Origin of the sequence: Pseudomonas sp. UMAB-08 (assembly GCF_900095225.1) — a bacterium.
Lineage (GTDB): Bacteria > Pseudomonadota > Gammaproteobacteria > Pseudomonadales > Pseudomonadaceae > Aquipseudomonas.
Genome location: NZ_LT607431.1, coordinates 74,958 through 89,421 on the forward strand (window position 1 = coordinate 74,958; position 14,464 = coordinate 89,421).

The following is a 14,464-nucleotide window of genomic DNA, read 5'->3' on the forward strand; positions in this document are numbered from 1 at the left end:
GTCAGATCTGATCGAGTAGGTCGTTGTAGCTACGCTTGTACAGCAGCACAGCCAGGAGGAAAACGATAAGGCCGAAAACCAGTGGATAGATCAACGACCGCATCCCCACTGCTTCGCCCAACAGCGCCCGTTGCGCGGTCAATACCAGTGGGAACACCGGATTCCATGACAGAAAGCACTGGACCCGTTCGGATAGAATGCTCAGAGGGTAAACGATAGGCGTGGCCCAGAACAGAGCTTGGAAAAACACGTCGGACAATTGCCCGATATCGCGAAAGAAAACGTTCAGGGTCGCCAGCAGTGCACCGACCGCAATGCCAAGCAGCACGGTAATCGCCAGGATCGGCACCATGACCAAAATCGTCGGCATGATCGGGTAACCCGAAACCAACATGAAGCTGATCACCAGCACCAATAGAATCAGGCTATTCAGCGCGGCGGTGGCGATCACTGGAATGAATAGAATGAATTTTGGGAAACTGGACTTCTTGATCAGGTTGGCGTGCTCAAGAAACACCCCTTTGCCGCGCTGCACCAGTTCCAGCAGCAGGTTCCAGATGATCAGGCCGGCACACAAGTAGATACTGTAAGCGTATTGGTGTTCGATACCTGGCATGCGCGCCTGCATGAGGCGCGAGAAGATCACGGTATAGATGAAGACCATGAAGATCGGGGGTACGACCAGCCATAAGGCACCGAACGTCGAACCGGCATAACGGCTCTTTATTTCGCGCAGGGTAATGGCGTAGATCAACCCTCGAAAACGCAGTACATCTTTCAATAAAGAGAAAACTGACAAGGTCGCTTTCATTGTGTTCGGCTCGCCATATTCAGGAAAGTTCCTAGTTGTAGGGCCACGTCATCCCAGGTGCGATAAAAGAGCTGAGCCGTTTTACGCTGGGCAAAAGTGTCGATGGCCTGGATAAGTTCGGGGAGGCAGCCTGGCTCAATGTAACAGGGCCAGTGCCGGCCAGCTTCGCGCAACACCGGAATATCGGCGGCAATGACAGGACAGGCCTGCATCGAAGCTTCAAGCACGGGAAGCCCGAAACCTTCGTCTCTGGGCACATAGATCAGAGCAGTGGCGTTGCGGATCAGCCAGAGCAACGCTGGGTCGCTCAGGTTGGCCGCGTGAAACAGGTACTGATTGAGCAGCGGGTGATTTTGCAGACGCTCAAGCAACCGGTCAACCTGCCAACCGACGCTGCCCACGAACAGCAGACGTGGCTGCTTGCCCTGCGCCCATAACGCGTCGAACGCATCGAGTACCAGATTGTGGTTTTTGCGGGGCTCCAGAGTGCCAATAACCAGATACAGCGGATCGTCTGCCGTGGCCGGGGCAGGCAGCAAATCCTTGTAGCTTTCGATTTGCTCGGCCGAGGGCATCAAAGTGCAGAAGTCGCCACCATGGGCCAGGACGTTGACCGTCTTTTGTAGGCCATGCTGTGCCAGACGCGCCAGCAAGCGGCTGCGTACTGCCTGAGTGGGTACAAACACTTGTTCGGCGCGTTCAGCGAGTTGGTAGAGGTGCTGACTGAAGCGTTGCTTGAGGCCTTCGCGAAACCACTCAGGGTGCTCCAGGGGCAGCAGGTCGTGAACCATGCCCACCAAACGCGCGCCACGAGCCAGCGCAGCATCCACCGCCGGCCATGGGTTGGCGTACCAGGACGCATCGAACAACAACAGGACATCGCCGTCGCCGGGCTCGATCAGCTGACCCGCGCCTTGCGCATGAACACCCAGACCCTGACAGGGATGCGGCGCCAAGTGATCAAAAGCCTGCCATTGATCACCGTCGAACGTAACCGGCAGCACCTGGTAATCCCGATCGCTAAATTGACGTTGAGCAGCGGCCAGCAGGCAGCGCACGACACGCTGAATACCCGTGTGCAGACCGGATTCCAGCAGGCGCGTGGCGTCAAACAGAAGGCGATTCATGGGAGAGAGATTCCACCAATTGAAATGGAATGAACATCCGTAGGAGCCGATTTGTTGGCGAGAAACTTGATGAAATAAGCCAGGTCTACCGACTCGACAACCAGTTGGCTCCGACAGGTTCGGCGATGCCTCCCACAGCTGAGTGTGTTCTGGAAAAGAGGGTTTACAGACGATACGGATTTCATCAAGGGCGATGGATGTTTTGCATACAGCGAATGGGTAAAGATACGACTCACCAGAAGCATGCACGCACGCCGTCAGAGCAAAAGGCCCCAGCGGCGGGCGGCACATGTGTCACTTAGAAGGATTTACCGTTTTTAACACGTTCCAGATCGGCGTCAACCATCAACTGGCACAGTTGCTCCAGACTGGTCTTGGCTTCCCACCCCAGTACACGCTTGGCTTTTTCCGGGTTCCCTATCAGGAGCTCGACTTCGGCTGGACGGTAGAACTTGGGGTTGACCTGAATCACTGTCTTGCCGGTCTGGACGTCAATACCGTGCTCTTGATCAGCACTACCTTTCCATTCCAGATTGATATCAACGGCCTTGAATGCCATGGACACGAAGTCACGGACGGATTCAGTGCGGTTGGTGGCTAAGACGAAGGTATCCGGTTCGCCAGCTTGCAGTATGCGCCACATGCCTTCGACATATTCCTTGGCGAAACCCCAGTCACGCTTAGCGTCCATATTGCCCAGTTCCAGGCGATCCTGCAGGCCAAGGGAAATACGCGCCACGGCGTCAGTGATCTTGCGGGTCACAAATTCTTTGCCACGCAGTGGCGACTCATGGTTGAACAGGATGCCGCTAGAGCCAAAGATTCCATAGGACTCTCGGTAGTTGATGGTCATCCAGTGTGCATAGAGCTTAGCTACACCGTAAGGGCTGCGCGGATAGAAGTCAGTGGCTTCTGTCTGTGGAACCTGCTGGACCTTACCGAACATTTCCGAGGTTGACGCCTGATAGAAGCGGATTTTCGGGTTAACGATACGGATGGCTTCGAGTAGGTTAACGGCGCCCAAACCGGTGATTTCAGCGGTGGTCAGCGGTTGGTCGAAGGACACGCCCACAAAGCTCTGGGCCGCGAGGTTGTAAACCTCCGACGGCTCGGCTTTCTGAAGCAGGCGGATACTAGCGCTCAAATCAGTAAGGTCGTGTTCGACCAACTCAAGGTTCTCGTGGGAGGCCACACCCAACTCTTCCAGGCGCCAGAAGTTGACCGAGCTAGTGCGGCGATAAGTGCCATAGACCTTGTAGCCCTTTTCCAGCAGCAGCTGGGTGAGGTAGGCCCCATCCTGACCGGTGATGCCTGTGATAATTACTGATTTTCTGGTTGCATTCATTGCTTCGAGTTCCGGTCGGGGACTGGGTCAGTTTTACCGTTGTTGCTCAACCATACGTTGACGCTTTCGACGCTTTTATCAGACAACTTGCCAGCCCAACGGTTGAGGATGAACAAGTTGGTGATGAAGTCATACTGTGCTTTGAGCAGGTCGCGACGAGCCTTGAACTCGTTCTGTACGCTGGTCAAAACATCCACGGCATTAACCACACCGTAGGCAAACGCTTTTTCCGATGCAACGCTTGATTGCGAAGCAGAAGCCAAGGCATTGTGGTTCGCGCGTATTTTTTCAACACTTGAATCAGCGGTCAAATATGCATTGGTGGTTTCTTTAACGACCTGACGACGGGTGGCCTCCATCTGTTGTTCCGCAGATATTTGATCCTGCACCAGTCCGCGTACTCGTGCCGAAGTGGAACCGCCACTATAAATAGGGACTGACAACTGCAGACCAGCCACATAACTGTCAGTCTTGGGCGCCAGAGCGTTGTTATAACCTTCGTTGGTATTTTGTGCGCTCAGGTTCAGGCTTAACGTTGGATAGTGTCCCCCTTTGCCACCGCGCACAGCAGCATTAGCCACATCAACACCACTGATCGTTGATTTGAGCGACGGGTTGTCGATTACTGCCTGTCGCACCCAAGTATCCAGGCTTTCGTCCGAGACCTTGAATTCAACATCAGTACGGATGCGACTGAGCCTCTCCGTGACCGGACGCCCGACGATTTCCGACAATGCAACACGGGTCAGACGAACCTGATTGCGCGCATCCACTTCCTGGGCAAGCAGGGAGTCGACACGAGCCTTCATCTCGAGCATATCGGTGATCATGGCAAGTTTCTTCTCGTACAGGGCGTTAACCCGGTCGAGGTTCTTTTGCGTGGCACGCAGCTCAGCTTGAACCAGTTCAAGCTCATCATCGGCAGCCAATGCTGCAAAATAGCGCTGGGCCAGATCGACGGTGGCTTCAGCCTGGGCCTCTTCGGTTTCCGACTCAGTTTGTTTAGCAGCGCTTTTAAACTTTTGATAGTTCTCCCAAGCAGCCTTGTTGTATATGGCCTGGGTCAAGTTGAGGCTGTAGTTTTCGCTATTGTAGATCTGGTCAGTGAGGATATTGCTCTGCTTGATACGGTTGGCACCCGCATTGGCCGTGATTTGAGGCAACAGCGAGCCGAACGCTTCACGCGCATGCTCTTTACCCGCCTTCGCACGGGCGTAAGCCGCCAGTACGCGAGGGTCTTCAAGACGCGATTCGCGATACAGCAACATCAAGTCAGCCGAGTACTCATTGGCACTGACACTGGTAGGTGCAGGCTTTGACTTGGACGGCTCTGCGGTTTTCAGCTCAACAGCATGCACCGGCAGCACCAGTATCCCCAAAATCAAATATGGAAATAGGCGCAAGATCATTCCTCGATCATCGATTCAGAAATAGCATTGCGCGCAGGCTGTATCAGATACTGCAGCATGGTGCGCTTGCCGGTATTGATCAGTGCATCGGCGGGCATCCCCGGCACCAGCTTGCGGTCCCCCAGCTTCTTCTCGCCTTCCTCGGTCACGCGAATACGCGCCAGGTAGTAAGCCGCGCCGGTACGTTCGTCGGTCAGACGGTCCGCCGACACTTGGATAACCTCACCTTCGATTTCTGGAGTGGTGGCGCTATTAAAAGCGCTGAAGCGGATCCGTGCCGTCTTGCCAACGCCTATACGGTCTATGTCGACCGGTTGCACATGCACCTCTACAATCAGGTCGGACACCGACGGTACGATGTCCATCAGCGGCGTGGCCGCACGCACGATGCCACCGACGGTGTGCACGGTCATACCGATGACCATACCGTCATCCGGAGCACGAATGACGGTACGGCTCAGCCGGTCATTGTAGGCTGCGGTACGTTCCTGCAGGTCATAAACCTTGGTCTGGACTTCAGCCAACTGCTTGACCACCTCAGAGTTGAAATCCTTGGTCAACTGCACGATCTGTAACTGGGTTTCATTAATCTGCAGGCGAGTCTTGATTATGGTCGACTGATGATCGGCGATCTCGGACTTGAGCATGTCAAGCTTGCGCTCCTGCTCCAGCAACCGTTGCTTGTCGACAAACCCTTGGGACAGAAGGTCCCGTAGCTCGATGATTTCACCGGTGTAGGACTTTCCGAGGTTGTTTTTCGTGGCGATCATGGCCCCCAGGCCCTTGATTTGCTCATTCAACTGGCCTATGCGTTCCTGCAGCACGGCCGTTTCACCCATGCGCGAGTTGCGCCGTGCATTGAACACCTGGGCCTCACTCATCTGGGCTTCCTGCCCGCGCTTGGTGTCATGCTCGATCACGTCACCGAAGTCGATTGTGGTTTTGCCATCACGCTCAGCGCGCAACCGTGCTTCGGTGGCTTTGGCCGCAACCAGCTGACCACGGTTCATCTCATACTCGGCACCCACCTGGGAGTCATCAAGGACGATCAGCGGATCGCCCGCCTTGACGGTATCTCCATCGTGTACCAGCAATTCCTTGACGATGCCGCCTTCAAGATGCTGAACCGTCTTGCGGTAGGTTTGCACGGTCACGACACCAGGGGCATTGGCAGCGCTGTCCAGCGGTGCGACGGCAGCCCAGGTTCCGAAGATGCCGAAGACCACAAAAATAATGCCAAAGCCCAGACGGCGGGATTTTCGATCAGAAGTTGGCAAGTCGTGGAAGTTGTCGGCGGCGGTAATAATCATATTTCGGTTCATCGACATCTTCCTATCAGACGCTAGAAGGCGCTGCGCCTGCGGTAGCAACGGCGGTTGCTTTTTGTTGAGATTTTGCTTTCGCACTGAGTTCGGCCATCACTTGCGCCGTCGGCCCGTACATGCTGACGAGACCGTCGCTCATGACAAGCAAGCGATCAAGCTGAGATAAAATGCTGGTGCGGTGAGTGATGACGAAGACGGTCGCCCCCGTCGCTTTCAAGTAATCGAGGGCATAGGCCAGTGCACGCTCGCCTACCTCGTCAAGGTTCGAGTTGGGTTCATCGAGGATGATCAGTTTTGGCGTACCGTAAATCGCACGGGCCAAACCGATGCGCTGACGCTGTCCACCGGACAGGTTGGCGCCATCGCCACCAATGACGGTGTCGTAACCATCGGGCAGCGTTAGGATCATTTCGTGAACGCCCGAGACTTTTGCCGCCTGGACTACCTTCTCCGGGTCGACTTCGGAAAACCGTGCGATGTTTTCGCCGATTGTTCCTTCAAACAGCTCGATGTCTTGTGGCAGATAGCCAACATATGGGCCTAGTTCAGATTTATCCCAATTAACGATATCGGCACCGTCAAGACGTACCGTGCCGTGCTGAGCGGGCCAGATACCCAAGAGCGCACGCGCCAGGGTTGACTTACCAGACGCGCTCGGGCCAATGACGCCGACAACCGTGCCTGCAGGAACGGCAAAACTGACGCCTTTAAGGATAGCGGCGCGAGAATTGGGCGGACCAACAATAACGTTTTCCACCAGTACATGGCCTTCTGGCGCAGGCAAAGACATGCGCTGAGGCTCAGACTGCAGCTTGTCGAGAATTTCGTTGAGACGGCCGTACTGCCCACGTGCAGCAATGAAACCTTTCCAGCTGCCAATGATCAGATCAATTGGTGCTAGGGCGCGGCCCAACAATACGGAGCCAGCAATGACCAGACCCGGAGCGATTTCATGGTTGACCGCAAGATAGGCCCCCAGACCGAGAATCAGCGATTGCACCATGACGCGGAAGGTCTTGGACAGCGAAGTAATTACACCGCCGTTATCACTGGCCACCGATTGCAGAAGCAGAACTTTCTTCTGACGCGACGACCAACGATTGATCAAGGTATCGAGCATCCCCATGGACTCGATCACTTCGGCATTGCGCAGGTTCTTAGTGGTGTAGAGGCTAGCGGACATGTTTTCTCTGTTGGCGTCAGCAATAGTCTTTCCGGTCACTTTCTCGTTGGCGTAGGCCAGGCAGACCAGAATAATCGCGGAACCAATCGCCACCCATCCATACCAAGGGTGGAACATGAACATGACTGCGACATAAATAGGCAGCCAGGGAGCATCAAAAAATGCGAACACACCATTGCCCGTCAAGAACTGACGCAAGCTAGTCAGGTCAGCGAGAGGTTGCGCCGATGCATTCATACCACCAGTGGCAAGTGCCTGTTTGAAACTGGCGCGGTAGACATCACGACTCAGGATCACGTCTAGCTTGGTACTGACCCGGATCATGATGCGCGAACGGATCCATTCAAGCAGGCCGGTCGTGATAGTCAAGACAACCATAATGATTGTCAGCATGGCCAGCGTCGAAATACTGCCACTCGTCACCACCCGACCATAGACTTGAAGCATATAGAAAGTAGGGACAAGCATCAGAGCATTGACAAACAAGCTGAAAAACCCGACTGATATGAAACTTCCTTTACAAGCTTTTAGTGCTGCCTGCAAGCTATTTTCATGAATGGTGCGCATAAGTTCAGAACTGCCACGGGGATATGTAAAAGCCGGCGAGTGTAGCACTCACCCAACTGACGAGAAATGAAAAATGGGTTGAGAAACTCCGACGAGCTGCTTTTTTACGCAAAACGAGTCCTTGGGTTTTTTCTTGCCCACCCTTCATTTGTAGGGGTAGAGTTCTCCGCCCTCCTATGCTCCCGGGCTGACTCTTCCTTAAACAGCTTGGGTTTCCAGCAGTCTCAGCCATGGACGAACTGGAAGTCGGTCACCACGCTCCTAGTGTACTGTTTTCGAAATATCTTACCCTTCCATCTGCGCGTCCATCACATCGCGTGCTCGCCGGATCTTGCTCAAAATCTCCTCTCCCTTTGCGTTCCAAATGTACCGGGTCGGTTGCGCGTTTCGTAATTCCAGGAAGGTGGTAATCGAGCTTTCCAGCTCACGTGCCGAGCAGAAACTACCGTCGCGCAAGAACACAGTAATGTCCCTGAAAAACCGCTCGACCATGTTCATCCAGGAGCTTGAGGTCGGAGTGAAGTGCACATGGAAACGCGGATGTTTCGCCAGCCAAGCCTTCACTTTTGCGTGTTTGTGCGCCGCGTAGTTGGGGATTCCACGGCCATTCGGCCACCTATTCCATGAACATCCGGCCACTGATTCCACGGTGATCCGGCCACCTATTCCACGCACATCCGGCCACCCTTAAGGCAGGCAGTGACGCAGGATTAATTCACTACTATCGACCTCTTTTGTCGAAGCAAAGAGGTCGTCGTGGAAAGGTTATCCATGCGTAAGATTCGAGAAGTATTACGTCTCAAATTCGAGGTCGGCCTGTCTGCTCGCCAGATCGCCGTCAGCTTGCAAGTGAGTCGAGCCAGCGTCGGTAACTATCTCAATCGCTTTGCTGCCAGCGGGCTGATTTGGCCCTCGGCTCTGACCGATACCGAGCTGCAACGACGTCTTTTCCCACCACCGCCTGCGGTTCCCAGTGATCAACGTCCGATACCTGATTGGGCAAAGGCTCACGCTGAACTGCGCCGTCCCGGTGTCACGCTGGCTCTGCTCTGGCAAGAGTACCGCCTCAGCCAGCCCCAAGGTTTTCAGTACAGCTGGTTCTGCGAGCACTACCGGTTGTGGGCCGCCAAGATCGACGTGGTCATGCGCCAAGAGCACCGCGCAGGCGAAAAGTTGTTCGTCGACTACGCAGGCCAGACCGTGTCGGTCATCGACCGGCGCACAGGTGAGATCCGTCAGACCCAAATCTTCGTCGCCGTGCTGGGCGCCTCCAGCTATACATTTGCGGAAGCCACCTGGTCGCAGAAATTGTCGGACTGGCTGGGCTCGCACGTGCGCTGCTTCGCTTTTCTCGGTGGGACATCGGAGATACTGGTGCCGGACAATCTGCGCAGCGGCGTCAGCAAAGCGCATCGCTACGAGCCGGACATCAACCCCAGCTACCGTGATTTGGCCGAGCATTACGGGGTCGCCGTGTTACCCGCTCGCTCGCGTAAACCCAAGGACAAAGCCAAGGTTGAGGTCGGAGTGCAGGTGGTCGAACGCTGGATTTTGGCGGTCTTGCGCAACCGCCAGTTTTTCTCGCTGGGCGAACTCAACACAGCGATCAGTTTGTTGCTGGATCGACTTAACCAAAAACCCTTTAAGAAACTACCTGGCTCACGTCGCTCGACCTTCGAGGCCATCGACCAACCGGCGTTGCAACCGCTGCCGGAACATCCCTATGTCTATGCCGAATGGAAAAAGGTACGGGTGCACATCGACTACCACGTCGAAGTCGACGGCCATTACTACTCGGTGCCTTATCAGTTGGTGAAGCACCAACTTGAAGTGCGCCTGACGGCGCAAACGGTAGAGTGCTTCAACGCCAACCCGCGCGTGGCCAGCCATCTGCGCTCGCTGCACAAAGGCCGCCACACCACGCAAATCGAGCACATGCCCAAGAGCCACCGCGAGCACGCCGAATGGACACCGCAACGGTTGATCCGCTGGGCTGAGCAAACCGGGCCAAATACCGCTGGCGTCATCGCCTACATCCTCGAACGAAGAATCCATCCGCAGCACGGATTTCGCGCCTGCCTCGGCATCCTGCGCCTGGGCAAACACCATGGCGAAGAGCGGCTGGAAGCTGCGTGTCAGCGTGCGCTGGCGCTGGGCGCATGCAGTTACAAAAGCCTTGAATCGATCCTGCGCCAAGGTCTTGAACGGCTGCCACTCGCCCAGCAAAACCTCCCGCTGTTACCCGAAGAACACATCAACCTGCGCGGCCCCGGCTACTACCACTGACCTAAAAAGGAACACCCAAATGCTACCCAACCCGACCCTCGACAAGCTGCAAACCCTGCGACTGCACGGCATGATCAAAGCGCTGGGCGAGCAACAGACAACACCCGACATCAACGACATCAGCTTCGATGAACGTCTCGGCCTGATGGTTGATCGCGAACTGACCGAACGTGAAAACACGCGCCTGAGCAGCCGCCTAAAAGCAGCTCGACTGCGCCATAACGCTTGCCTGGAAGACATCGATTACCGCAGCCCTCGCGGCCTGGATAAATCACTGATCCTGCAACTGGGCAGCGGCCAATGGCTGCGAGACGGACTGAATTTAATCATCGGCGGCCCCACCGGCGTAGGTAAAACCTGGCTCGCTTGCGCACTGGCACACAAGGCGTGCCGGGACGGCTACAGCGTGCGTTATTTGCGTTTACCACGGCTGATGGAGGAGCTGGGCATGGCTCACGGCGATGGTCGTTTCGCCAAACTAATGGCCAGCTACGCCAAGACAGACCTACTGATCCTTGATTTATGTTACGCACCCCGTTATGTGGAGTTGAGCAGCAAACATGGCGCGCTACGCCGACTCCAACCGCCCGAACTCCACATAACCACTCACAGCCGTTTCAGCCAATCGACCACATCGACCGCAGCCAGCGACAGATGGCCGGCACGTGGCGACGCCAACACTTCGGGGAACACCTGGGCAAGCGCTTGGCGTTTGATGTCCAAATCCACCCGGGCATAGACCATGGTCGTGTTCAGCGCCGCATGGCCCAGCCACTGGCTAATTGTGGCGAAGTCAACGCCAGCCTTGAGCAAATGAACTGCTGTGGCGTGTCGAAGCGAATGCGGATGAAGTCACTTCTCTCGCATGGTGTTGGCCACCGGTGTGCCCGCTGCCACATATTTCTTGAGTAGGTAGCGAACACCGAACCGCGTGAGCTTGGCACCGTGGCGGTTGGTGAACAGAAACGCCTCCGGCGCTATGGTCTGTGCCGACTGCTGAGTCAGTTCCCGCAGCAGCACCGCGGTATGCGGCCAGATGGGGCATAAACGAATCTTCCCGCCCTTGCCACGCAGACGTACTTGGTGCGGGGGCTCGGTTCTCACGTCGCGTACCTGCAGATCGAGTACCTCCTGCACGCGAGCACCGGTATTGAACATCAGCGCAAACAACGCATAGTCGCGCCGCCCCGAGTCGGTAGTGCGATCAATGCTATTGAGCACCGCGTCGACTTCATCAGACTCGAAATACGCTATTGGTGCGCTGCGGGCGCCGCGCTTGAATGGCAGCCCAAGCACCCGCTGCAACTCGGCTAGATGCTCCGGGTGTTCGCTGGCCAGGAATCGGGAAAGGTGTGGATAGCAGCCAGCCGTGCATTGCGCGTCGCGACACCATTGTGACGCTCCTGTTCCAGATGCGTCAGGAATTGGCTGACCTGCTCTGCCGTAAAATCGTCGAGTTCCAAATCCTCGACGCCCCGTTTGCTGCGAGCTGAGGCAAATCGCAAGAACAGCACGACGGCATCGCGATAACTGCGAATCGTGTGCAGGCTCATGCCACGGAGCTCGGGCAGATATTCCCGGAAGAAGTGCGTGATGCAATTGCCAAGCGAGTTGGGCCGAGCGGGCTTCATGGCGCACCTCCAGCAATCAAATGGCCGAAGTGGGCCTGGAAGCGATCATTGGCCGTTGCCGCAATATCCGGCATCCAACGCAGGTAATAAGCGGTAGAGACGATCGACACGTGCCCCATATACAGCGCTAGTTTTGGCAAGTTGGATTGCACATCGGCGCCTTGCCGATACCAACGCAGCAGTGCCTGGACGGCAAAGCTATGCCGAAAGTCATGAATCCGCGGCCGTCGGTCATCGCTACTGTGAACATCTGCAGCTTGGAATAACGTTTTTATGCCACCGCTTATTCCTGTCCCCGTATAGCCGCGCAAGCCTCTGGCGCAGTTGCACAGCAAGGGAGAATTCGGCGTGATGCTGAAGGGCGGTGCCAGCCGCTGCTTGAGATAGACGCGCAGCTCACGATGGGCGCCCTGCGATAGTGGAACGAATCGGGATTTGTGGAACTTCGATTCGCGGATATGCAATACGCCTCGCGCCGAATCGGCATCGGCCAGGGTCAGCCGTAGCAGTTCGCCGCGACGTAGTCCTGCGGTATAGATGAGAACGACGGCCAGCCGCAGGACCGCTGGCCGCAGAGGTGAGGTGGGCACCGGCCCCAATTGCTCGGCAGCCGCGAGCATACTCGCGACCTCGCTCGAACCAAAGATGACGGGGGTGACAGCGGGACAGGGTCGCGGGAAGAGGTTGGGGTCGGGCACAAAGCATTGCGATTCGGTGCGCTGTCGATACAGACAAAAGTTGCGCACGATGCGCTGCCGTTTGCGTCGCACCGTGGCGTTAAGCCCGGCGAGCGTGTTGCACCACCCAAGGAAGCGATCGTAGTCCAGATCCGTACATGTAGCCGCCACCAGGAACTGGCGGACCGACGCGAGGACACGCTCTTCATTTCCATAAGCTCGACCAAGCGATCGCCGAAGTTGCAGATAGCGCGCAATGGTCAAGTCGAGTGCGGTCTCAGTGGGGAACATGGTGGTCTCCCTTCTGCGCAGCATGCCGGCATGGAAGGGTAGCGCCACGTCACGTAACGACTCGGTTTGTAGCCGAAGGTAAACGCAGGTGCTTTCCAGAGAGCGATGCCCAAGCAAATCGCCGATCGCCTTGACGCCCACACCGCGCTCAAGCAGTCGCATGGCGAAGGCGTGGCGCAGGCAATAGGAAGAGCTGCCATCGAGCGGCAGTCCGCTTTGCCGCGCGCGCTTCTCGTAGAGTTCGCAGACCGCATAATGCTGTATCGGAGCCAGCGGTGTTCTTACACGCAGGAACAATTCAGGCCGAGTGCTGCCAGGCCGACCGCAGTGCAAATACCGCTTGAGCAGGCGCAACGTTGGATCGGATAGCGGCAGGATCAAGGTCGAGCGGGTCTTGCGCTGATCGACACGCAACGTCCGGGCTATCCAATCTATCGATTCCACGGTGAGCGCCACGATCTCCGATGGCCGCAATCCGTAATAAGCCATCAAGTGCAGGATGGCGTAGTCGCGCCAACCTGCTTTGCTGTTGCGATCGACTGACTGCAATAGTTGCTGCACCAAATGCCAGGCAAGGGCACGCGGCGGGGCTTCGCCGCGATAGGTGCGCGGCGTGTCGATCGTATAGAGGCGCTCTCGGATATGGCCGTGGTCGAAGCAGTAGCGGAGAAAGGCACGCAATCTGGCGATGGAATGCTGCAGGCTCTGGCGCTTGATCAGTTGGCCCTTGGTAATGACAAACTGTTCTACGGCCGGCGCCGACAGATCCACAAGCGCCGCCTCGTGTGGCACGGACTGAGCCAGAAAGTCGGCAATGGTCGAGATATGCTGGCTTACCGTCGGCGGCGCCAAGCCGCGAACCTCAATGAGGTAATGGCGGTATGCCTTGAGTAGCGGGGCAAACCGATCGACATCGGGCTCTACGGCCAGAAGCCTGCGAGCAGCCAGGAAGCGTTCAAAGGCACGCCGGGTTGCACGGTATCGAGGTCGCGTTCGGACCGAAGTGAATATCGTATCGAGCTGGTGTATCGAGAAATTGGCATCCGGTGCGATCGATTCGATGTGCTCAAGCACCAGCTTAAGTCTGCGAACATGGTGGCAAGTGGGACTGCATGCGTAGCCGACGGACATTAGCCAGTCCGCAAAGCCTTCGAGCCAGCAGCCAACGGGCGACTCGATGTACGGCCGATGTGTCTTGGGGAAGATTCGAGTGAGCATGATGTTCTCCATTGCGTTCGATGGAGAAATCCACGCTACCCCTGTGACTAGTTATGTTGAGTACGGACGCTCCAAAGTCAGACCAATGGCGGGCTGAAAGTCGCTACTCCACATAACGGGGTGCGCAACATAAATCAAGTAATGTTGAGCTCAACATTACTTGATGACTGGGGCCTGGCTCCGTTTACCGCCGCGCAACGGCGCGACATGCTGGAACTGCTCGACGACCGTTACGGACATCGTTCAACCCTGGTGACCAGCCAGATGCCGGTGGACAAGTGGCACGAGCTGATCGGCGATCCGACCCTGGCTGACGCGATCCTTGACCGGTTGGTGCACAACGCTTACCGCTTGGAACTGAAGGGCGAATCGATGCGCAGACGCTCGACGAAATTGACGACAGCGGGTACTTCAGACTAACAATGCAAACCTGCGTCGCTGCGCTCCGACTGCCCGGCCGGATAAGCGTGGAACAGGTGGCCGGATGTTAGTGGAATGGGTGGCCGGATGGCGTGGAATCCGCACCGCGTAGTTATCCACGATCAGATGCAGTTGGAGGTGTTTGGGCGTTTCCTTGTTGATTTTCTTGAGGAA

The 14,464-nt window shown here is 56.3% G+C and carries 9 protein-coding genes and 5 pseudogenes; 3 read left to right on the forward strand and 11 right to left on the reverse strand.

Annotated features, from left to right (window positions below; translation table 11 throughout):
- Position 1: 1 nt before the first annotated feature.
- The 7 genes and pseudogenes from K0F75_RS22145 to K0F75_RS22175 all read right to left on the reverse strand — a co-directional run.
- A complete protein-coding gene (locus tag K0F75_RS22145; RefSeq protein WP_219064102.1) occupies positions 2 to 799 on the reverse strand; it encodes an ABC transporter permease in 798 nt (265 codons plus the stop codon).
- Positions 800 to 807: 8 nt separating this feature from the next.
- Positions 808 to 1,938: a glycosyltransferase family 1 protein gene (locus tag K0F75_RS22150; RefSeq protein WP_219064103.1), complete on the reverse strand. Its 1,131-nt coding sequence runs from the start codon at positions 1,936 to 1,938 to the stop codon at positions 808 to 810.
- Between the two features lie 298 nt (positions 1,939 to 2,236).
- Positions 2,237 to 3,283 carry a GDP-mannose 4,6-dehydratase gene (gene gmd / locus K0F75_RS22155; protein WP_219064104.1) on the reverse strand — a complete coding sequence of 349 codons (1,047 nt, stop codon included), beginning with the start codon at positions 3,281 to 3,283 and terminating at the stop codon, positions 2,237 to 2,239.
- Positions 3,280 to 4,692: a TolC family outer membrane protein gene (locus tag K0F75_RS22160; RefSeq protein WP_219064105.1), complete on the reverse strand. Its 1,413-nt coding sequence runs from the start codon at positions 4,690 to 4,692 to the stop codon at positions 3,280 to 3,282. Before K0F75_RS22160 ends, gmd begins: the two co-directional genes overlap by 4 nt.
- On the reverse strand, positions 4,689 to 6,014 hold the full coding sequence (locus tag K0F75_RS22165; protein ID WP_219064106.1) for an HlyD family type I secretion periplasmic adaptor subunit: 1,326 nt from the start codon (positions 6,012 to 6,014) through the stop codon (positions 4,689 to 4,691). The genes K0F75_RS22160 and K0F75_RS22165 overlap by 4 nt, the downstream gene beginning before the upstream one ends.
- Positions 6,015 to 6,027: 13 nt before the next feature.
- Positions 6,028 to 7,767 carry a type I secretion system permease/ATPase gene (locus K0F75_RS22170; protein ID WP_219064107.1) on the reverse strand — a complete coding sequence of 580 codons (1,740 nt, stop codon included), beginning with the start codon at positions 7,765 to 7,767 and terminating at the stop codon, positions 6,028 to 6,030.
- A gap of 285 nt (positions 7,768 to 8,052) precedes the next feature.
- Positions 8,053 to 8,364 (reverse strand): annotated as a pseudogene (locus K0F75_RS22175) (transposase); the annotation flags it as partial.
- Between the two features lie 174 nt (positions 8,365 to 8,538).
- Here K0F75_RS22175 and istA point away from each other — a divergent pair.
- Positions 8,539 to 10,053 carry an IS21 family transposase gene (gene istA / locus K0F75_RS22180; protein ID WP_219064108.1) on the forward strand — a complete coding sequence of 505 codons (1,515 nt, stop codon included), beginning with the start codon at positions 8,539 to 8,541 and terminating at the stop codon, positions 10,051 to 10,053.
- A 19-nt stretch (positions 10,054 to 10,072) separates the two neighbouring features.
- Positions 10,073 to 10,573 (forward strand): annotated as a pseudogene (locus K0F75_RS22185) (ATP-binding protein); the annotation flags it as partial.
- 86 nt (positions 10,574 to 10,659) lie between these two features.
- Here the strand turns inward: K0F75_RS22185 and K0F75_RS25950 are convergent.
- The 3 genes and pseudogenes from K0F75_RS25950 to K0F75_RS22195 form a co-directional block, all read right to left on the reverse strand.
- Positions 10,660 to 11,349: pseudogene (locus K0F75_RS25950) on the reverse strand (tyrosine-type recombinase/integrase).
- A gap of 14 nt (positions 11,350 to 11,363) precedes the next feature.
- Positions 11,364 to 11,684: a site-specific integrase gene (locus K0F75_RS25955; protein WP_257604464.1), complete on the reverse strand. Its 321-nt coding sequence runs from the start codon at positions 11,682 to 11,684 to the stop codon at positions 11,364 to 11,366.
- Positions 11,681 to 13,870 (reverse strand): tyrosine-type recombinase/integrase, encoded by a 2,190-nt coding sequence (locus K0F75_RS22195; RefSeq protein ID WP_219064109.1) that lies wholly within the window; start codon positions 13,868 to 13,870, stop codon positions 11,681 to 11,683. The genes K0F75_RS25955 and K0F75_RS22195 overlap by 4 nt, the downstream gene beginning before the upstream one ends.
- Before the next feature lie 156 nt (positions 13,871 to 14,026).
- Here K0F75_RS22195 and K0F75_RS22200 point away from each other — a divergent pair.
- A pseudogene (locus K0F75_RS22200) lies at positions 14,027 to 14,290 on the forward strand (ATP-binding protein); the annotation flags it as partial.
- Here the strand turns inward: K0F75_RS22200 and K0F75_RS22205 are convergent.
- Positions 14,282 to 14,464 (reverse strand): annotated as a pseudogene (locus tag K0F75_RS22205) (hypothetical protein); the annotation flags it as partial. The pseudogenes K0F75_RS22200 and K0F75_RS22205 sit on opposite strands and share 9 nt — an antisense overlap.

Excerpts from the sequence above, each read along its gene's own strand:
- K0F75_RS22195 (WP_219064109.1), bottom strand. The coding sequence starts at position 13,870 with ATGCTCACTCGAATCTTCCCCAAGACACATCGGCCGTACATCGAGTCG.
- istA (WP_219064108.1), top strand. The coding sequence starts at position 8,539 with ATGCGTAAGATTCGAGAAGTATTACGTCTCAAATTCGAGGTCGGCCTG.
- gmd (WP_219064104.1), bottom strand. The coding sequence starts at position 3,283 with ATGAATGCAACCAGAAAATCAGTAATTATCACAGGCATCACCGGTCAG.
- K0F75_RS22165 (WP_219064106.1), bottom strand. The coding sequence starts at position 6,014 with ATGAACCGAAATATGATTATTACCGCCGCCGACAACTTCCACGACTTG.
- K0F75_RS22160 (WP_219064105.1), bottom strand. The coding sequence starts at position 4,692 with ATGATCTTGCGCCTATTTCCATATTTGATTTTGGGGATACTGGTGCTG.
- K0F75_RS22150 (WP_219064103.1), bottom strand. The coding sequence starts at position 1,938 with ATGAATCGCCTTCTGTTTGACGCCACGCGCCTGCTGGAATCCGGTCTG.
- K0F75_RS25955 (WP_257604464.1), bottom strand. The coding sequence starts at position 11,684 with ATGAAGCCCGCTCGGCCCAACTCGCTTGGCAATTGCATCACGCACTTC.
- K0F75_RS22170 (WP_219064107.1), bottom strand. The coding sequence starts at position 7,767 with ATGCGCACCATTCATGAAAATAGCTTGCAGGCAGCACTAAAAGCTTGT.